This is a genomic window from Asticcacaulis solisilvae (genome assembly GCF_052327315.1).
Taxonomy (GTDB): domain Bacteria; phylum Pseudomonadota; class Alphaproteobacteria; order Caulobacterales; family Caulobacteraceae; genus Asticcacaulis; species Asticcacaulis solisilvae_B.
This window is the reverse complement of sequence record NZ_CP166196.1, coordinates 864,489-882,498: the sequence shown is the minus strand read 5'-3', so window position 1 is coordinate 882,498 and position 18,010 is coordinate 864,489. Positions and strand designations below refer to the sequence as shown.

General features: G+C 63.8%; 18 protein-coding genes. 14 read left to right on the top strand and 4 right to left on the bottom strand.

The annotated features are described in order from the left end of the window. Positions 1 to 248: 248 nt before the first annotated feature. The 3 genes from AB8717_RS04180 to AB8717_RS04170 all read left to right on the top strand — a co-directional run bounded on the left by AB8717_RS04180 (position 249) and on the right by AB8717_RS04170 (position 3,198). Positions 249 to 800, top strand: coding sequence for a YbhB/YbcL family Raf kinase inhibitor-like protein (locus AB8717_RS04180; RefSeq protein ID WP_443749772.1), 552 nt, complete (start codon positions 249 to 251; stop codon positions 798 to 800). A 103-nt stretch (positions 801 to 903) separates the two neighbouring features. Then, positions 904 to 2,265: an MFS transporter gene (locus AB8717_RS04175; RefSeq protein WP_443749771.1), complete on the top strand. Its 1,362-nt coding sequence runs from the start codon at positions 904 to 906 to the stop codon at positions 2,263 to 2,265. A gap of 255 nt (positions 2,266 to 2,520) precedes the next feature. After that, positions 2,521 to 3,198 carry a DUF3885 domain-containing protein gene (locus AB8717_RS04170; protein WP_443749770.1) on the top strand — a complete coding sequence of 226 codons (678 nt, stop codon included), beginning with the start codon at positions 2,521 to 2,523 and terminating at the stop codon, positions 3,196 to 3,198. On the opposite strand, the gene AB8717_RS04165 is transcribed toward AB8717_RS04170, so the two are convergent. Beyond that, positions 3,174 to 3,947 (bottom strand): prolyl oligopeptidase family serine peptidase, encoded by a 774-nt coding sequence (locus AB8717_RS04165; RefSeq protein ID WP_443749769.1) that lies wholly within the window; start codon positions 3,945 to 3,947, stop codon positions 3,174 to 3,176. The genes AB8717_RS04170 and AB8717_RS04165 overlap by 25 nt on opposite strands. 186 nt (positions 3,948 to 4,133) lie before the next feature. On the opposite strand from AB8717_RS04165, the gene rpmI reads away from it, so the two are divergent. The 7 genes from rpmI (at position 4,134) to AB8717_RS04130 (ending at position 12,425) form a co-directional block, all read left to right on the top strand. Then, positions 4,134 to 4,331 carry a 50S ribosomal protein L35 gene (gene rpmI / locus AB8717_RS04160; RefSeq protein ID WP_192621006.1) on the top strand — a complete coding sequence of 66 codons (198 nt, stop codon included), beginning with the start codon at positions 4,134 to 4,136 and terminating at the stop codon, positions 4,329 to 4,331. Between the two features lie 12 nt (positions 4,332 to 4,343). Then, positions 4,344 to 4,703: a 50S ribosomal protein L20 gene (rplT, locus tag AB8717_RS04155; protein WP_443749768.1), complete on the top strand. Its 360-nt coding sequence runs from the start codon at positions 4,344 to 4,346 to the stop codon at positions 4,701 to 4,703. Between the two features lie 404 nt (positions 4,704 to 5,107). Continuing rightward, positions 5,108 to 6,181, top strand: a complete 1,074-nt coding sequence (pheS, locus tag AB8717_RS04150; protein ID WP_443749767.1) for a phenylalanine--tRNA ligase subunit alpha — start codon at positions 5,108 to 5,110, stop codon at positions 6,179 to 6,181. Between the two features lie 54 nt (positions 6,182 to 6,235). Continuing rightward, positions 6,236 to 8,659, top strand: coding sequence for a phenylalanine--tRNA ligase subunit beta (gene pheT / locus AB8717_RS04145; protein ID WP_443749766.1), 2,424 nt, complete (start codon positions 6,236 to 6,238; stop codon positions 8,657 to 8,659). A 323-nt stretch (positions 8,660 to 8,982) separates the two neighbouring features. Beyond that, the gene (locus tag AB8717_RS04140) at positions 8,983 to 10,710 is read left to right on the top strand and encodes a DUF1800 domain-containing protein (RefSeq protein ID WP_443749765.1); all 1,728 of its coding nucleotides are present in this window, start codon (positions 8,983 to 8,985) and stop codon (positions 10,708 to 10,710) included. 7 nt (positions 10,711 to 10,717) lie between these two features. Next, on the top strand, positions 10,718 to 12,130 hold the full coding sequence (locus tag AB8717_RS04135) for a DUF1501 domain-containing protein (RefSeq protein WP_443749764.1): 1,413 nt from the start codon (positions 10,718 to 10,720) through the stop codon (positions 12,128 to 12,130). Positions 12,131 to 12,197: 67 nt separating this feature from the next. Then, positions 12,198 to 12,425 carry a flagellar basal body rod C-terminal domain-containing protein gene (locus AB8717_RS04130; RefSeq protein WP_443749763.1) on the top strand — a complete coding sequence of 76 codons (228 nt, stop codon included), beginning with the start codon at positions 12,198 to 12,200 and terminating at the stop codon, positions 12,423 to 12,425. Between the two features lie 115 nt (positions 12,426 to 12,540). On the opposite strand, the gene AB8717_RS04125 is transcribed toward AB8717_RS04130, so the two are convergent. Next, entirely contained in the window at positions 12,541 to 13,254 is a 714-nt protein-coding gene (locus tag AB8717_RS04125; RefSeq protein WP_443749762.1) for a DUF1013 domain-containing protein, read from the bottom strand. A 177-nt stretch (positions 13,255 to 13,431) separates the two neighbouring features. On the opposite strand from AB8717_RS04125, the gene AB8717_RS04120 reads away from it, so the two are divergent. Then, positions 13,432 to 14,145, top strand: a complete 714-nt coding sequence (locus tag AB8717_RS04120) for a DUF6348 family protein (RefSeq protein ID WP_443749761.1) — start codon at positions 13,432 to 13,434, stop codon at positions 14,143 to 14,145. A 145-nt stretch (positions 14,146 to 14,290) separates the two neighbouring features. Here the strand turns inward: AB8717_RS04120 and AB8717_RS04115 are convergent, their stop codons facing one another. After that, complete coding sequence (locus tag AB8717_RS04115; protein ID WP_443749760.1) at positions 14,291 to 14,839, bottom strand: hypothetical protein; 549 nt, start codon at positions 14,837 to 14,839, stop codon at positions 14,291 to 14,293. 81 nt (positions 14,840 to 14,920) lie between these two features. Continuing rightward, on the bottom strand, positions 14,921 to 15,892 hold the full coding sequence (locus AB8717_RS04110; RefSeq protein WP_443749759.1) for an NAD(P)H-quinone oxidoreductase: 972 nt from the start codon (positions 15,890 to 15,892) through the stop codon (positions 14,921 to 14,923). Positions 15,893 to 16,033: 141 nt separating this feature from the next. On the opposite strand from AB8717_RS04110, the gene AB8717_RS04105 reads away from it, so the two are divergent. From AB8717_RS04105 to AB8717_RS04095, 3 genes are all read left to right on the top strand, one after another. Further along, the gene (locus AB8717_RS04105) at positions 16,034 to 16,255 is read left to right on the top strand and encodes a DUF1192 family protein (RefSeq protein ID WP_443749758.1); all 222 of its coding nucleotides are present in this window, start codon (positions 16,034 to 16,036) and stop codon (positions 16,253 to 16,255) included. Positions 16,256 to 16,415: 160 nt separating this feature from the next. Continuing rightward, complete coding sequence (gene rcdA / locus AB8717_RS04100) at positions 16,416 to 16,931, top strand: protease adaptor protein RcdA (protein WP_443749757.1); 516 nt, start codon at positions 16,416 to 16,418, stop codon at positions 16,929 to 16,931. Positions 16,932 to 17,076: 145 nt separating this feature from the next. Next, positions 17,077 to 17,997 (top strand): class I SAM-dependent methyltransferase, encoded by a 921-nt coding sequence (locus AB8717_RS04095; protein ID WP_443749756.1) that lies wholly within the window; start codon positions 17,077 to 17,079, stop codon positions 17,995 to 17,997. The last annotated feature ends 13 nt before the right edge of the window (positions 17,998 to 18,010 follow it).

Genomic DNA, 18,010 nt, shown 5'->3' with positions numbered 1-18,010 from the left:
TTGCAACCCTACGAACGATTGGTTAACGGCAACCCTATTGCCCCGCTGAAAGAACCGGTCAAAACGTCATCACGTTTCCGGCACATTTCCGGGATCGCTGCCGCGGCCGATCCGATTTTGCTGTGATGCGCCCCGCCCGAAGCCACCCTGTCGCGGCCTATCATGACTGATTTTTATGACTTTGCCACCGTTGCGACACCGTCGCGCGCGAGTCTTTCGGTTTACGGGGCGGCGACATGGAGGAAACCATGAAACGCCCCTGGCTTCTGTTGTCCCTCGGTCTTGCCGTGCTGCCGGTCTGCGCGACCGCCGCGACGCCCGGTTTTTCGGTCACCGCCACGGACGCCCCGGCGGGCCGCTTCATGCCCAAACAATATTCCGACAGCCACGGCTGTACCGGCCACAACACGTCGCCGACCATTGCCTGGCAGGGCGGCCCCGCCACGGCCAAAAGCTACGCCATCACCATCTTCGACCGCGACGCCAACGGCGGAAAAGGTTTCTGGCACTGGCTGGCCACCGGTATCCCCGCCACCGCCAAGGGGCTGGAAAGCGGCGCCAGCGGATCACCGGCCATGACGGCCATAGGCGTATCGGAAACCGCCAACGACTTCGGCGGCAAAGGCTATGGCGGCCCCTGCCCGCCGCCAGGCCAGGATCACCGCTACGTCGTGACCCTTTACGCCCTCGACACCGTGACGCTTGAATTGCCGCCGGCAACGGCGCCCGCCGATGCGGCTGCCGCCATCAGGGGCCACGCCATCGGCCAGGCCGAAACGACGCTTCGGGCGAGTCGCTGAGTTGTCCCTTTGGTTGAATGCACTGGCGAACACGTAACGCAGTTGCGATAAAGAAAGTGTCGCAATCGTCACGGGATGGGCTATAAAACCGCGCATGTCAGATATGCCATCCGTCTCCGCGCCGGCCGATCCGGTCGATGACGACCTTATGGCCGTCAGCGCGGCGGCATCCCAGCCCGCACGGCCCCTTCCGCCCACGGAGATCGAGGAAGAGCGCAACGAGCGCACCTTTTTCCGTGGCCGGATCCTGCGCAAGATCCGGCATTTCGTCGGTGACAACGGCCCGCTGGCCGTCATGTTCTCGGTCGTCTTCGTAAACCTGGTGGGCTTCGGCATCGTCGTGCCGCTGATGCCCTTCTTCGCCCAGTCGCTCAGCGCCGCGCCGTTCGCGGTGACCGCGCCGTGGATGGTGACCCTGATGTTCGCCACCTACAGCCTGGGGCAGTTCTTCGCCGAGCCCTTCTGCGGCCGCCTGTCGGACCGCATCGGCCGCAAGCCTATCCTGCTGGTCACCACGGCGCTCAGCATGGCCTTTTATGTCTGCCTGGCCCTGACGCATAATATCTGGCTGGCCATCCTGATCCGTTTCTTCAGCGGTCTGGCGTCGGGCAATATCTCGACCATCCAGGGCTATGTCTCGGACGTATCCAAGCCCGAACAGCGCACGGCGCGCCTCGGCCTGATCGGCGCCGCCTTTTCGCTGGGTTTCGTCATCGGACCGTTCATCGGCGGCGTGCTGACCAACGAAGCCTCGTCGGCGCGGCCGTTCGAACTGCCGCTGTTCGTCGCCGCGGGAATGTCGGCCGTCGCGGCGCTTGGCGTCCTGTTCTTCGTCAAGGAAAGCCGCCAGCGCACGGCCACGGCGCAGGCCCAGCCCGACCTGATCAAGACGGCGATCGAGGGCTTCCGCACCCCCGCCATCCGCAATGTCATCATCGCATCCCTGGGCTATATGGCGGCGTTCGCGGGGCTTGAGGCCACCTTCGCCATGTGGACCCGCGTGCGCTACAACTGGCACGCCCACAATGTCGGCACCATCTTCCTGTTCATCGGCGTCACCGCCGCCATCATGCAGACCGTTATCATGCGCCCCCTGGTGCGGCGCTGGGGCGAAGCCAGGGTCCTGGCGGCCGGGCTGTTCTTTTTCGGGCTCAGCTTCGTCCTGCAAAGCATCAACCACATGTCGTGGCTGATCACGCCGATCGTCATGCTGGGGACCATGGGCCAGGCCGTCATCTTCGTGTCGATATGCGCCATCATCTCGCACGCCACCCCGCCTGACCGGCAGGGCGCCATGCTGGGGCTGAACATGTCGACCGGCGCCGTGGCGCGCGTCACCGGCCCCGTCGTCGCGGGCTTCCTGTTCAGCGCGGTCGGCCCCGAGGCGCCCCTGTGGATGGGCGCACTCCTGACCATGCCGGCAGCGCTTCTGGCGTTGAAGGTCGGGCGGTTGCAGAAAAGATAGGTTTTAAGGGATCCACAGATTACACAGATTTCACAGATTACCCGAGCGCGTATGACGGGCGGCGCAGCGCCGCTACCGCGGCGCATTGAGGCTTTGGTTTGTTTGCGCGCTTCGCGCATTTATTTCCCGGAGATGGCGGCCACGTCCTCGGAATAATCTGTGAAATCTGTGTAATCTGTGGATCCCTTTTCTTCCCTTCCCCACGTCCCGCGAAGGCAGTAAGGAAGGCGTCCACTTAAAGCCTTCGGACACGCAATGGATTCGTTTCAAACCCTGTGGCAACGGTTTCACCCGGACGCCGTGCCCGTCGGCCATACACTGGAAAAGAACGGCACCTGGAACCTGACGCGGTTCCACCTGCTGCCCAACGGCCGCGACGGCTATGTCAGCCGCGTCGAATATCGCGGCCTGATCCAGCGCTTCAATCACCTGGCCACCGAAATCCTCGATGCCGGCGCGCCCATATGGCTGATCCTGCCGGAACGCTCGGCGCCCGACTGGGCCCCGCCCGAAGCCGTCGATCCGGCCCTGCGCAAGCGCATCAACCGCCTGAAGCACCGCTACGGCCTGACGCCGCGCTGGGACTATTACAGCGCCGACGACAAGGCCATCTATACGATCAGCGCGGGCGAGATCATCTGGCCCGAAGGCGGCATCGGACGCCTCTTCATCGACATCCATAATGAACGCCTGTCCGATATCGTGCTGATGAATGCCGATACCGGTGCCGTCGTCGCGCCCTATGGCGCCGGCGTCTTCGTCTCGCAGCCGACGCCCGAAGCCCTGATGGCCCTGGTGTCGAACTATTACGGCTGGCTGCCGCAGGACGGCACGGGGCTGCTGCGCTTCAATCCGGCGCAGATGAAGACATCCAGCTTCCAGATGTCGAAATCGTGCGCCGCCGCGATTCAGCGCGCCCTGGGCACGGGGTAAATTATATCCAGAAGCCGCTTCCGGTGGCTGAGAAACCAGCTGTAAAGCTCGGGATCGGCATAGGCCTTCGACCAGGAATCGTGACCCGTGTCGGGATAGATGGTCAGACGGACATCGACGCCGCAGGCCTTGGCGTCGTCGACCAGCTTCTGGTCCTTTTCGGTCGGCACCGTATGGTCGTTCGCCCCGTGGAACACCCAGACCGGCACGGCCTTCAGCCGGCACGGCTCATTGACATCGCTATAGGCGGCGACCGGCGCGATGGCGGCGAACCGGCGCGGATGGCGCATGGCGAAGTCCCAGGTGCCCTGCCCGCCGCGCGACAGCCCCGTCAGGTAGACGCGCCGCCGGTCGACCGAGAAGCCCTGCGTCGCCAGCGTCTTCTCCGCCGCGCTCAGCCATTCGTTCAGCGCCTCAGGGTCCCATTCGCCGTCGCGGTCCATCTGGGGCGCCAGCATCAGGAAGGGAAAGTCCGGATGTTCGTTGGCGTAATGCCACGGCCCGTTGGCCAGCACGGAATAGGTATCGCCGCCGGCTTCGCCCGAACCGTGCAGCACGATGATCAGCGGCAGCTTGTCGCCGGGCTTCGCCGAAGGCGGCACATATTCTATATAGCGCATCTGCGCGCCGCTCTTCAGCGTCTGCGACAGCGGCGTCGTCTGCGGCGTGCCGTACAGCATCTTCGGGATCGACACGCAGCCCCCGAGAGCGAAGGCCAGACAGGTCAGGAGGGCAAGGTGACGATGCATGGCGCGACGTTACGGTGTATCCTGATCGCCGCCAAGAGGGTTGTTTTTATCGCGTGCGATTCCGCGCTTGCACGCCAAAGCCTTTTCCTGTAATGACCCGCCCTTCTCCGACCCGCCGGGCCAAAGGCATGCCTGGGCGGGCCTAAACTCGTTATAGAGGGCGGCGTTAATCGCGCCGTACAGAAAATGCCCAAGCTGAAGACCAAGTCGGGCGCCAAGAAGCGTTTCCGCATCACTGCCTCTGGCAAGGTGAAGGCCGGCGTCGCCGGCAAGCGTCACCGTTTGATCTCGCACAACGCGAAGTACATCCGCACGAACCGCGGCACCGTGGTTCTGTCGGATGCCGACGCGAAGAAGATCAAATCCTACATGCCGTACGCCTAAGGAGAGCAGCACATGGCCCGCGTTAAAAGAGGCGTCACGTCGCACGCCAAGCACAAGAAGGTCCTGAGCCTCGCCAAGGGTTTCTACGGCCGCCGCAAGAACACCATCCGCACCGCGAAGGCGGCCGTCGACAAGGCCGGCCAATACGCCTATCGCGACCGCCGCAACAAGAAGCGCAACTTCCGCAGCCTGTGGATCCAGCGCATCAACGCGGCCGCCCGTACGGAAGGCTTCACCTATTCGCAGTTCATCCACGGCCTGAACGTGGCCGGCATCGAAATGGACCGCAAGGTCCTGTCCGACGTCGCCATGCACGACGCCGATGGCTTTAAGGCCATCGCCGACAAGGTGCGGACGGCTCTGGCTGCGTAATTCCTGACGGAATGACTTTTCAGAAACCCCGCGCTGTCACCGGCGCGGGGTTTTTTGTTTGTTTTGGACCCAATCCCTGGCCCTCCCCATTTATGGGGAGGGGGGACCGCCGAAGGCGGTGGGCGGGGCTCTTCGAACGAAGTCACGAGCCGTCAGCGGCGCAGGTCTATGCAACAAACCCTTATATTTTAAGCGTTTTCGGCCCGCCACATACCCGAGTTAAGAAGACACCCCGCCCACCACGCTTCGCGTGGTCCCCCCTCCCCGTAAACGGGGAGGGCCAAAACAATCCTGATCAGGCCAATGCGAGATAGCCTCAACTATCGGCAGGTCTCCTGATTACCCCTTTATCCGCCCCCGGCTTTCGCCTAAACACCGGCCATCCTTTTCGACAGACGAACACCATGACCGCCTACACAGACCTCCAGGCCGACATCGAAGCCGAAATCGCAGCCGCTTCAGACCTTGCCGCGCTCGATGCCGTGCGCGTCTCGGCGCTGGGCAAGACCGGCCGCATCTCGGGCCTGCTCAAGACGCTCGGCACCCTGCCGCCAGAAGAGCGCAAATCGACCGGCGCCGCCATCAATGCTGTGCGCGACGCCATCCAGGCCGTTCTCGATTCCAAGAAATCGGAACTGGAAGCCGCGCACCTGGCGGCCCGCCTCGAATCCGAACGCGTCGATCTTTCCCTGCCGCCGCTCAAGCGCGCAAAGGGCGGCGTCCACCCGACGCTGCAGGTCGTCGACGAGATGGTCGCCATCTTCGCCGACCTTGGCTTCGAAGTCGCCGAAGGCCCGGATATCGAGGACGATTTCCATAACTTCACCGCGCTCAACTTCCCGGAAAAGCATCCGGCGCGCGAGATGCACGACACCTTCTTCTTCAACCCCGACGAAAACGGCGTGCGCAAGCTGCTGCGCACCCATACCTCGCCGGTGCAGATCCGCACCATGATCTCCGGCAAGCCGCCCTTCCGCCTGATCGTGCCGGGGCGCGTCTACCGCTGCGACTCCGACCAGACGCACACGCCGATGTTCCACCAGATCGAAGGCCTGGTCATCGACAAGGGCGCCCATATGGGTCACCTGAAATGGGTGCTGGAAACCTTCACTTCCCGCTTCTTCGAAACCGGCGACGTCGTCACCCAGTTCCGTCCCCACCACTTCCCGTTCACTGAACCGTCGGCCGAACTCGATGTGCGCTGTTCGTGGGAGAAAGGCGAGCTCAAGGTCGGTCAGGGTGACTCGTGGCTGGAAGTCCTCGGCTGCGGCATGGTCCATCCGAACGTGCTCAGGAACTGCGGCCTCGATCCGGATGAATGGCAGGGCTTCGCCTGGGGCATGGGCGTCGATCGCCTGGCCATGCTGAAATACGGCGTGCCCGACCTGCGCGACATGTTCGCCGGCGATACGCGGTGGCTGAGCCATTACGGCTTTAGCCCCTATTCGGCGCCGAACAGCGCAAGCGGTCTGTCCTAATAATTTAAGGCGAGGAGGCACGGCCTCCTCGACCTCGATACGAAGAAATCAGAAATGAAATTCTCCCTTTCCTGGCTTAAAGATCATCTGAAGACCGACGCGACGATCGATCAGGTCGCCGCCGCCATGACCATGGCCGGCCTCGAGGTCGAAGATATCCACGACGCGTCGAAAGCCTTAGCGCCGTTCAGCGTGGCCAAGGTCGTCTCCGCCGCCAAGCACCCCAATGCCGACAAGCTGCAGGTCCTGCAGGTCGATACGGTCGATGGCCCGAAAGAAATCGTCTGCGGCGCGCCCAATGCCCGCGCCGGCATGACCACCATCTATGCCCCCATCGGCGCCTACGTGCCGGGCTTGGGCGTCACCTTGGTCGAAAAGCCGGTGCGCGGCGTCGTGTCGAACGGCATGATGTGTTCGGCCGCCGAGCTTGAACTGTCGGGCGAGTCCGACGGCATCATGGACCTGCCGGACAGCCTCACCGTCGGCACACCCGCCGCCGCCGTTTTCGGCGCCGAACCCGTCATCGATTTCGAAGTGACGCCCAACCGCCCGGACTGGCTGGGCGTGCACGGCATTGCCCGCGACCTGGCCGCCACTGGCCTGGGCACCTTCGAAGACAAGCCGATCATGTCCGTCAAGGGCGCCTTCCCCTGCCCCATCACCATAAAGATCGACGGCGACGCCTGCCCCGTCTTCTCGGGCCGCGTCATTCGCGGCGTCAAGAACGGCCCGTCGCCCGAGTGGCTGCAGGACAAGCTGAAATCGATAGGCCTGAAGCCGATCAGCACGCTGGTCGACATCACCAACTACCTGTCGTTCGACCGCGCCCGCCCGTTGCACGTCTATGACCTCAACAAGCTCGTCGGCACGACGATCGAGGCGCGCCTGGGCCTGGAAAACCGCACTGTCGCCGAAGGTGAGCCGCACCATAACGAGCAGCTGATCGCGCTCGACGGCAAGACCTACACGCTGACGCCCGATATCTGCGTCATCGCCGACGCCAACGGCGAACGCCCGATCGGCATCGGCGGCGTCATGGGTGGCGAAAGCACGGGTTGCGACGACGCCACCACCGACGTCTTCCTTGAGTCCGCCTGGTTCGATCCGATCCGCACGGCGCAGACCGGCCGCACCACCGGCATCAATTCCGACGCGCAGTACCGCTTCGCGCGCGGCGTCGATCCCGAATCCGTCGTGCCGGGCCTGGAACTGGCGACGCGCCTGATCCTCGACCTGTGCGGCGGCGAGGCCTCCGAGGTCGCGGTGGCGGGCCAGGCGCCCGCCGGCCGCCCCAATGTCCGCTTCGACCCGGCCTATGTGGCGCAACTGACCGGCCTTTCCGTCTCCAAGGACGAGATCAAGCGCATCCTGCGCGCGCTGGGTTTCACCCTCGACGCCGACGGCGATCATTACGATGTCAAGGTGCCGTCGTGGCGCCGCGACGTGGACGGCAAGGCCGACCTGGTCGAGGAAGTCGCGCGCATCCACGGCTTCAACGCCATTCCGGCGACGCCGCTTCCACCCGTCGCGCCGCGCCCCGGCGGCGTGCTGACCGTCCAGCAGGCACGCGCACGCGCCGCTCGCCGTGCGCTCGCCGCCCTGGGCTATAGCGAGGCGGTCACCTGGTCGTTCATGCGCCAGGAATGGGCGACGCTGTTCGGCGGCGGCGACGATCGCCTGCTGCTGGCCAATCCGATCACCTCGGAACTGAACTGCATGCGGCCCTCGCCCCTGGCCAACCTGCTCGAAGCCGCCGGCCGCAACGCCGCGCGCGGGCTGACCGGTGCGCAGCTGTTCGAAATCGGGCCGATCTATCTGGGCCTGGAGCCCAACGACCAGAAGCCGGTCATCGCCGCCATCCGCGCGCCCGACAAGGCCCGCAACTGGCAGGGCAACGCCGAGGACGCGCTGTTCGCGCTGAAGGGCGATCTGCTCAGCCTGCTCGACAGCGTCGGCGCCCCCGTGGCGTCGCTGCAACTCGTCCAGGGCCAGAACGCATCCCACTGGCATCCGGGCCGTTCGGCGCGCCTGCAACTGGGGCCGAAGCAGGTCATCGCGGAATTCGGCGAACTGCACCCCGCCGTGCTCAAGGCCATGGACCTCGACGGCGCCTATATCGGCTTCGAGCTGCGCATCGACAACCTGCCGGCCGCCAAGGCAAAGGCCAGCAAATCGAAGGGCGCATTGACGCTGTCGCCCTTCATGCCGCTGTCGCGCGACTTTGCTTTCCTGGTGTCCGAAGCGACGGCGGCTGGCGATATCCTGCGTGCCGTCAAGGGCGCCGACAAGGTGCTGATCAGCGACGCCAACGTGTTCGACGTCTATCGCGGCCAGGGCGTGCCCGACGGCCAGAAATCCCTGGCGGTCGAAGTCACGCTGCAACCGACGGACAAGACGCTGACCGAACCGGAAATCGAAGCCGTGGCGCAGAAGATCGTCGCCGCTGCGGCCAAGGCCGGGGCAACGCTCAGGGGGTAATCCGAGAAGCCCTCTTCCTCTCCCCTTTCAAGGGGAGAGGACGGGAGCGGTACGCGACCGGGTGAGGGGTACCCCGTCGGCAGATACGCGCGCAGAAGATTGCGGTGTAACCCCTCACCCTACCCTCTCCCCTTAAAAGGGGAGAGGAAGAATAAAGACGAACACGGCAAATTCCATATGCGATAGCCCTGCCTTGAATGGGGAGAAGGAAAAATAGATAAGCCCTTAAATTACTGAGAAACGCCCTCAACGCCCGGTGGCTGGCCTAACCTGTTTTTTGTGTTATCATTTTTTAAAAATGAAACAATAAAACGGGATGGCGAGTGGACGACCAGGGAATGGCAGCGCACGGTTCCGACCTGCGCGCGGTAACGGGTGCATTGGCGGCAGCCTCGGTGGCGCTCAGCGCCTGCGGCGGTGGGGGTGGCGGTAGTGGAAGCGCATCCAGCGGAAGCGGCGGTACGACGCCCATAAGCTTCAACATCAGCGATACGGAAGCCGCACGCTTCCTCCTCCAGGCCCAGTTCACCGCGACCGACACCGAAATTGCCGGCGTGAAGTCACAGGGCTATTCCGCCTGGCTCGACGCCCAGTTCTCCGTGGCCGCCAGCCAGAGCGGTACGGCCTGGCTCGACAGCCAGGGCCACGGCACGCCCAACAGCGATGGCAACTACTTCAATCCGGTCATGGGCGACTGGATGGCCTGGCGCATGATGATGACCGGCGCCGACCAGGTGCGCAAGCGGCTGGCCCTGGCCTTGTCGGAACTGATGGTGGCGTCGCTCAATCCGATCGACGGTTTCTGGCCGCCCTATGTCATCGCCGGCTACTGGGACATGCTGAACACCAACGTCTTCGGCAATTTCCGTACCCTGTTGGAGGAGGTCACGCTCAATCCGGCCATCGGCTTCTTCCTCAACACCAAGGGCAACCTCAAGGAAGATCCCGCCACCGGCCGCCAGCCCGACGAAAACTATGCCCGAGAGGTCATGCAGCTTTTCACCATCGGGCTCTACGACCTGAACGCCGACGGCACGCTGAAGACCGATCTTCTCGGCAACAGGCACGAGACCTACGGCCAGTCCGACATCACCAACCTGGCGCACGTCTTCACCGGCTACGACTGGAACTATTCCCGGGTCACCCAGCAGAACACGCCCTACCTGCCCTACCCAATCCCGACGACCGAGTTCGCCCGCGACCGCATGAGTTTCGACGCGTCCAAGCACTCCACGGCCGCCGTCACCTTCCTGGGCGTCACCATACCGGCCAATACGGACGGGGCGACGGCGCTGAAGACGGCACTGGATACCCTGTTCAACCACGCCAACACCGCCCCCTTCTTCGCGCGGCAGATGATTCAGCGGCTTGTGACCTCGAACCCGTCCGCCGCCTATGTCGGCCGCGTCGCCGCGGTCTTCGCCAACAACGGCTCCGGCGTGCGTGGCGATCTCAAATCCGTGTGGAAAGCCATCCTCACCGACACGGAGGCGCGCACCCTGCCCACGGCGGCGACCGCCGGAAAGCTTCGCGAGCCGATCGTGCGCGTGGCGCAACTGGCGCGGACCTTCGCGGTCACCAGCGCGACCGGCAAATGGGAGATCTACGACACGACCAACAGCGACTGGGGGCTGGGCCAAAGTCCGCTCAGGCCGCCTTCGGTGTTCAACTATTTCCGGCCAGGCTACGTGCCGCCGCATACCGGCATCGCCGACGCCGGCCTGGTGGCGCCGGAATTCCAGCTGCACAACGAAACGTCGACCGCCGGCTATATCAACTTCCTGACCTCGATCATTCCGAACGGCTATAACGACGTCAAGCCGGATTTCAGCGGCATATCGGGCCAGGCCTTGCAAACCCAGACGCTGGTCGACTGGCTGAACCTGCACCTCACCGCCAACCAGCTGTCGGCCAATACGGTCAGCCTGATCAAGACGGCGCTCGACGCCACACCGCTGACCGCTTCGAGTTCCGATGCTGACAAGCTGACGCGCGTACAGACCGCCGTACTGCTGGTCATGGCCGCGCCCGAATACCTGATCCAGAAGTGAGGCCAGAATGAATCGCATATCCGACCTCACCCGCCGCGCGTTTCTGTCCCGCGCCGCCGCCCTGTCGGCGATCGGCGCGGGCGCGCCGCTGGCCATGAACCTGGCCGCCGCCGGCGAAGCCGCCGCCTTCGATGCCGGCGACTACAAGGCGCTGGTCTGCGTCTTTCTTTATGGCGGCAACGACTACGCCAACACCGTCGTGCCTTACGACCTGGCCAATTACGATCTCTACAGCGCCATCCGTGGCGGCGGCAGCGGCCGGACACGCGGCGGCATAGCCCTGGGGCGGGACGAACTGACCGCCACGGCGCTGACGCCCGTCGCCGACCAGACCCTGACCGATAACCAGCAATACGCCCTGGCGCCGGAAATGACGCGCATGGCCGGGCTGTTCAATGCCGGCAAGGCGGCGGTCCAGCTCAATGTCGGGCCGCTGATCGTGCCGGTGACCCTGGCCCAGTACAACGGTTCGGACCGCGCCACCTACCCCCTGCCGCCCAAGCTGTTTTCGCACAACGACCAGCAGTCCATCTGGCAGTCGGACGGCAGCGAGGGCGCCACCATCGGCTGGGGCGGACGCATGGGCGACCTGGCCCTGTCGAGCAACGGCAACAGTTCCCTGACCTGCATTTCGGCCAGCGGCAACGCCGTGTACGTCTCGGGCGCCACGGCCTTGCAGTATGGCATCTCGACCGACGGCGCCATTCCCATCTGGTCGGCCAAGGGTTGGCTGTGGGGCTCGTCCCAGGCGTCCGACGCCCTGCGAACCCTGATCACCCAGTCGAGCGGCAATGTCCTGGAGACCGAGTTCGCCAAGGTGACCAAGCGCTCAATGGACCTGGAAACCACGGTCAACGGAGCCTTGTCGCCGGTGACGCTTGCGACCGCCTTCCCCACGACCTCGCTGGCCAAGCAGCTGAAGATCGTGGCGCGCATGATCGGCGGGCGGGCGGCTCTGGGCCAGAAACGCCAGGTCTTCTTCGTCTCGCTGGGCGGATTCGATACCCACGACGGGCTGATGGCCAATCACGGCGGGCTGGTGGGCCAGGTCAGCGAAGCCATGGGCGCGTTTTATGACGCGACGGTCGAGCTGGGCGTCGCCGACAAGGTGACGGCATTCACGGCCTCGGATTTCGGACGCACGTTGGCGTCGAACGGCGACGGCTCGGACCACGGCTGGGGCGGACACCACTTCATCGTCGGAGGCGCTGTGCGCGGCGGGCAGTTCTACGGCACTGCGCCGCATGTGTCGCTGACCAGCACCGACCAGGTCGGCCAGGGGCGCCTGCTGCCCTCGACCGCGGTCGACCAGATGGCGGCGACCCTGGCGCGCTGGTTCGGCGTGGCGGATTCCGAACTGTCCGGCGTCCTGCCCAATATCGGGCATTTCGCCACGGCCAATATGGGGTATTTCGCCTGAGTATGACTAACCGGCGTTTACCCTTTCTTTAGACACGCCCTTAAACTTGTCGGCGCATGATGCCGTCATGATCTCGGCAATGCAGATAGGCGCCTATGGCGCCATGGCGGCGTCCCAGCGCTTCGACCAGCAGGCGCGGCAGACCGTCCAGGATTCGGCGCCCGACGCGACCAGCGGCGACATCGTCAGCGATTTCGTCGGCCAGATCGATGCCCGCACCGCCTTTGCCGCCAGCATCTCGGTCATCAAGACCGCCGACGAGATGACCGGCCAGCTGCTCAACATCAAGGCATAAAAAAACGCCGCCACGAAGCCGTGACGGCATTTTTCGTCGTCTTTCTTTAGCTTCGCCCCCTCCGTCAGCTGCGCTGACACCTCCCCATTTTCAATGGGGAGGAGGGTCGCGCTCTTTACTCTTCGTCTTCGTCGTGGTCGTCGGCATTGTTGAAGGCGCCGCCGCCGAACACGTCTTCGGCCGTCAGCTCGCTCTTCTTGCCGAAGGGCTCTTCGTCTTCCTCGTCGAATTCCGGCTGGACGGTCTGGGCCGGCTTCAGCGACGGATCGTCGAGCGGGATGCCCAGCTTCTCGGCCTGCTTGCGCTTCACTTCGGCGGCCTTGCGGACCACGGCGTCGAGTTCGATCTGCGACACCAGGCCCAGGGTCACCGGATCGACCGGCTTGATATTGGCGGCGTTCCAGTGGCCGCGGCTGCGGACCTGTTCGATGGTCGACTTGGTGGTGCCGAGCAGCTTTGAGATCTGCGCGTCGGTCACTTCCGGGTGGTGCTTGACGAACCAGGCGATGGCGTCCGGACGGTCTTGGCGGCGCGACACGGGCGTATAGCGCGGGGCCTTCTTGGTCGGCTTCAGCAGCTCGGCGTGGCGCGAGACCAGGGCCTTCATGCGGTAATTGGCGTTGGCCTCGGCCTTGTCCAGTTCTTCGCGCGTCAGCTGGCCGTTGGCGATCGGGTCGGCGCCGCGGATGTCGCGCGCCACTTCGCCGTCGGCGATGCCTTTGACTTCCAGCAGGTGCAGGCCGCAGAAATCGGCGATCTGGTCGAAGCCGAGGCTGGTATTGTCGACCAGCCATACGGCGGTGGCCTTGGGCATCAGGATGTCAGCCATGGGTGTTATCCTTCTGATCTTGGGACGGTTTGCGCCGTCCAGAAATGGCTACGCCCGGCCTTTGCGGCCGGGCGTATGGATTGCGTTCACCTATAGTGCGATTTGCAAAGGAAGGGAAGAGGCGGTTTTGTGAGGCGTTTGGGCGTGTTACAGACCAGTACCAAATGAGGGGAAGTCATGTTTGGATGGTTCAAAAAACGCGCGCAGGACATGACGAAGACGCCGTCCGTTCCCGCCGAACGATCGCTCGTCGTGGACATGCATCAAATGCTGACCTCGCACGGCATAGACGCCCGGATCGAAAACGACTGGACTTTGGTCAATAACGATTTCCCGCTGCTTGGCGCCACCCGATACCTTAACAAGGTCACCGAAACATCCGCGATGGTACAAATCGACTTCGCCCTTCGCCTGGAAGATGGGCGCAGCATCGTCGAGTCTTATGCAGGCTGGGGCGAAGACATCCGTCACGCTGAAGGCCAGGGCCTTTTCAAGTTTTGCGTCGGAGCGATGCATGTCTTTTTGTCGACCTTCTGGAATCATCACGAACCGGATCAGGTGGACATCAAACGCTGGTCTACGGCTGACCGGCGTTGGGACGCCTATATCAGTTCGCTTATCAACAATACCGGTGAGGGCCAGAAGGCCGGCCGGCCGGCGGATTACATGGACAGACTGCAAGACGCCGTTTCCGGCCTGGCCCTTTCCGATTGCGACCACTGGATTTCCGTCTATGTCGCGATGTTAAAGAATGAAATGACCGTCGAAATTCGACTCGACAACGAGATTTCAGAAGACCTCACCGAAACAGTCCGCGCCATGGACTGGCCGACTGCGGAAGGCTTCTACAGCCAGCGGCAGTTCATCCTACTGCGTCCGGTCAACACGTAAGAAACCCCACCACCCCGCCATTTTTCTGCGAAAAACGGGGAGGTGCAAGGCATTGCGCGTGCACGCACCTCCCTGTCGCGAAGCGATGGGGAGGGGGACCGCCCGGAGCGTCAGCGAAGGGTGGTGGTGGGGTTTCTTGCTTCCCTTAACCCGTACACAACCCCTTGCGCGCGGCCAGGCCATCATCATCGCGACGCAGGGTCGCACGCAGGGGCCAGCGGCTGCCGTCGGCCGAGCTTTCCAGCGTCATCAGATAGACGCGGTCGTACATGCGGAAGCAGTGCTCTTCGCGCACATAGGACCAGCTGCGGCCGCGCAGCTCGGACGAATAGTCGGCAAAGGTCTGGGTGCGGATACCGGAATGCGCCAGGGCGTCGACCACCGCTTCGCGTAACGTTGCCCCGTCGCCTCGCCCGGCTTCGATACGGCAACCGCCGTCCTCGGCAGGCTCAACGGTGACGCGCCCCAAACCATAGATCTTTTCGACGCGGCGGCCATTTTCAGTCATCGGGCGAGCATGGCCCGCCACATAGGCCGACAGGTCGCCGCCTTCACGCAGATAGTGCAGGCAACCCGCCTCGACCGCGTAGGCCACACCTTCGTGCGGTGGAGACAGAAGGCCCGGCTCGGCCGCCCCCGCCGGCATGGCAAAGGCCGTCAGCCCCATTGCCAGGAAAACATGCCTAAACCTCATCCAAGCCCTCGTTACCGCCCCACCTGTCCCGGCAAGGCCGGGTTTACCATAGGTCACACAGAGTCGCAATGTGAACAATGTTCAAAATTTCAGCACCACCTTGCCCTTGTGCGCGCCGGAATCCATGTAGGCATGGGCCGCCGCCACACCGGCGAAATCGAAGACGCGGTCGATGACCGGCCGGATGCGCCCGGCTTCGATCAGCGGCCAGACATTGGCCTTCACCGCCGCCGTCAGCCTGGCCTTTTCGTCGGGCGAACGCGGCCTGAGCATCGAGCCGGTCAGCACGGCCTGTTTCTGCATGATGCGTCTAAGGTCGAGCTCGACGGCGGGCGCCCGGCTGGTGCCGACCTGGACCATGCGGCCGCGAAAGTTCAGGCAAAGCAGGTTCTTGGCGACAAAGTCCCCGGCGACGATGTCGAGGACCACGTCCGCCCCGCCGAAATCCTTCACCGGCGCGATGAAGTCTTCGGCGTCACTGTCGATGACCAGGTCGGCGCCCAGGCTTTTGGCGAAGGCGCATTTGTCGGCCCCGCGCGCCGTGGCGACGACCTTAGCGCCGATCGCCTTGCCCATCTGGATGGTCATCGACCCGATGCCGGAATTGCCGCCATGGACCAGCACGGTCTCATTCGCTTTGAGCGCGCCATGCTCCATGAGGTTGGCATAGACGGTCAGCACCGTCTCCGGCAGGCTGCCCGCCTGCTCCAGCGTCAGGCCCTTCGGAAGGGGCAACAGATGCCGCGCATCGACGGCGGCGAATTCGGCATAGCCGCCACCATTGACCAGGGCGCAGACCGCGTCGCCGGCCTTCCAGCCGGTCACGCCCGGCCCGGCCTCGTCGATCGTGCCGGACACTTCCAGGCCCAGGACCGGCGACGCGCCCGGCGGCGGCGGATAAAGACCGCGCCGTTGCAGGATATCGGGGCGATTGACTCCGGCATAGGCCGTCCGGATCAGGACATGGCCCTGTGCCAGTTCGGGGCGCGGCATCTCAATCAGGCGCAATTGCTCCGGAGTCTGACCGTCTCCATCTATTGACACGACCTTCATAACGCCTCCGATACCGATTCGTTTCCCTTGATTTTCTCACCCAAGAGGCGTTTCATGGCAATGTGGAATTAACCGGCTGGAAAGGTCTGCGCGGGCATGTGCGCAACCGGCCGGACAGAAGAAACGACGAAGGAGGCACTGATGATCGACGACGATCTGCCGATGTCGCTGCGGCCGTCCCCCAAGGGCGCGGCCGCCCTCAACGGGTTGCTGCACGAGGACCTCGATCCCTACAGCGTCGACGATCTGAAGGAACGGATCGAAATGCTGGAAGGCGAGGTCCGCCGTGTCACCGAAGCGATGGAGAAGAAGAAAAATCGCCTGTCCGAGGCGTCCGCTTTATTCTCTTTTAAGACGAGTTAAGCATTGAATAACCCTGAACAGCGACACTCGAAGCCAGTGGCTGGCACGCGCGTTGCAGATACCGGGCAGGTCGCTTCGATACCGACGTGCGGCGCCCCGGCAAGGGGTCCGCGGGCAAGAAGTGACCGCGCCGACCGATTTACAGCATAAGGCTCTGAGTATGTCCGAAAGTACCGCCAATTCCATAAACATGCGCGTCCATGTCGTTCGCGATTTTGCGTCCAGCGACCTGTTCGATCGCACGTTCAAGGAAGGCATGGCCCTGGTCGAGGAGACCGCCGGCTATCTCGACGGCGACGGCCGCCGCGACTCGCGCCTGTTGAGCCGCGAAGACGCCCTGCTCTATGCCGGCGAAAGCATGCGGCTGACGACCCGCCTGATGCAGATCGCCTCGTGGCTTCTGGTCCAGCGCGCCGTGCGCGAAGGCGACATGGAAGCCTCCGACGCCTGCGACGACAAGTACCGCCTGTCGCCGCTGGCCTCGGAATCGGCGGAAGCCGCCCAGGTCCTGCCGAACGGCCTGCTGTCGCTGCTCGACCGCTCCAACCGCCTCTATGAGCGCATCTCGCATATGGACAAGCGCATGTTCATCGATGCCGAGCCCGAACAGGGCGCCGTCAACCCGGTGATCAGCCAGCTGCAGCGCCTGCAAAGCGCCTTCGGCCTGGAAGCGTAAGATACCCGTACAAGATTCTGCGACGCCCTTTCTGGCCGCCAGGAAGGGCGTTGCCGTGCCCGGGTACAAAAATTTCCGTTGCGACTTTGACCTTTCGACTCTCACCGCCTAACGTGCGCGCTCAAGTTCGCCTTATTGGGTAAAAATGACGGTCTTTAGTCGCAGGGGATGTCTGGCCTTGGGCCTGGGTGCGTTCAGCGCCCTGGCGGCGTGCGGCCGCAAGCCCGAGCCCGTCATCACCCAGCCCGACCCCGACGGCGGCCCGTTTGAGGCCGTCGATCCAAAGAAGGCCCGGCAGGAAGGCACGCTCGACTGGACGGTCGCCTTGCCCTCGCGCAGTTCGGCCGACCGCGACCGCGACAAATACCGCCATCCGATAGAGCTTTTGACCTTCTTCGACATCCAGCCGGGCGACACGGTCGTCGACATGTGGCCGGGCGCCGGCTACATGACTGAAATCCTTGGCCCTTATCTGACGCACGGCAAGGGCCACTATGTCGCCGCCCTCTTCCAGACGGGCAGCCTGGCCGACAAGGCCACCGCTTCGCTGATCGAGACCTATCGCCAGCACTATTCCAGCAACAAGTCGATGTACGGCGCCGTCGAATTCAGCGAATTCGGCCCGTCCAGCCGCGCGCTCCTGCCGTCCGACACCGCCGACGCCGTGCTGATGCTTGTGGTTATCCAGGACTGGATGGCCGCCGGCATCGCCGAAAAAGCCTTCGCCGACGCCTTCCAGGCGCTGAAGCCCGGCGGCACGCTGGGCGTCGAGCAGCATCGCGCCGACATCGGCAACGTCCAGGATCCGGCGGCGACCAACGGCTATGTCCAGGAACCGTTCGTCAAGCAGCTGGCGGCCGAGGCCGGCTTCCAGTTCGTCGCCTCAAGCGAGATCAACGCCAATCCGAAGGATGACAAGGATCATCCATTTGGGGTATGGACATTGCCGCCGCAGCGCCTTACCGCCCCCAGGGGACAGCCGCCCAACCCCGAATTCGATGGGACTCTTTACGAATCGATCGGGGAGAGCGACCGTATGGTGCTGAAGTTCAGGAAGCCGCAATGACGTTTGGGGACTA

Coding starts and splice junctions, on each gene's coding strand:
- AB8717_RS04180 (WP_443749772.1), top strand. CDS start 249: ATGAAACGCCCCTGGCTTCTGTTGTCCCTCGGTCTTGCCGTGCTGCCG.
- AB8717_RS04175 (WP_443749771.1), top strand. CDS start 904: ATGCCATCCGTCTCCGCGCCGGCCGATCCGGTCGATGACGACCTTATG.
- AB8717_RS04170 (WP_443749770.1), top strand. CDS start 2,521: ATGGATTCGTTTCAAACCCTGTGGCAACGGTTTCACCCGGACGCCGTG.
- AB8717_RS04165 (WP_443749769.1), bottom strand. CDS start 3,947: ATGCATCGTCACCTTGCCCTCCTGACCTGTCTGGCCTTCGCTCTCGGG.
- rpmI (WP_192621006.1), top strand. CDS start 4,134: ATGCCCAAGCTGAAGACCAAGTCGGGCGCCAAGAAGCGTTTCCGCATC.
- rplT (WP_443749768.1), top strand. CDS start 4,344: ATGGCCCGCGTTAAAAGAGGCGTCACGTCGCACGCCAAGCACAAGAAG.
- pheS (WP_443749767.1), top strand. CDS start 5,108: ATGACCGCCTACACAGACCTCCAGGCCGACATCGAAGCCGAAATCGCA.
- pheT (WP_443749766.1), top strand. CDS start 6,236: ATGAAATTCTCCCTTTCCTGGCTTAAAGATCATCTGAAGACCGACGCG.
- AB8717_RS04135 (WP_443749764.1), top strand. CDS start 10,718: ATGAATCGCATATCCGACCTCACCCGCCGCGCGTTTCTGTCCCGCGCC.
- AB8717_RS04130 (WP_443749763.1), top strand. CDS start 12,198: ATGATCTCGGCAATGCAGATAGGCGCCTATGGCGCCATGGCGGCGTCC.
- AB8717_RS04125 (WP_443749762.1), bottom strand. CDS start 13,254: ATGGCTGACATCCTGATGCCCAAGGCCACCGCCGTATGGCTGGTCGAC.
- AB8717_RS04120 (WP_443749761.1), top strand. CDS start 13,432: ATGTTTGGATGGTTCAAAAAACGCGCGCAGGACATGACGAAGACGCCG.
- AB8717_RS04115 (WP_443749760.1), bottom strand. CDS start 14,839: ATGAGGTTTAGGCATGTTTTCCTGGCAATGGGGCTGACGGCCTTTGCC.
- AB8717_RS04110 (WP_443749759.1), bottom strand. CDS start 15,892: ATGAAGGTCGTGTCAATAGATGGAGACGGTCAGACTCCGGAGCAATTG.
- AB8717_RS04105 (WP_443749758.1), top strand. CDS start 16,034: ATGATCGACGACGATCTGCCGATGTCGCTGCGGCCGTCCCCCAAGGGC.
- rcdA (WP_443749757.1), top strand. CDS start 16,416: ATGTCCGAAAGTACCGCCAATTCCATAAACATGCGCGTCCATGTCGTT.
- AB8717_RS04095 (WP_443749756.1), top strand. CDS start 17,077: ATGACGGTCTTTAGTCGCAGGGGATGTCTGGCCTTGGGCCTGGGTGCG.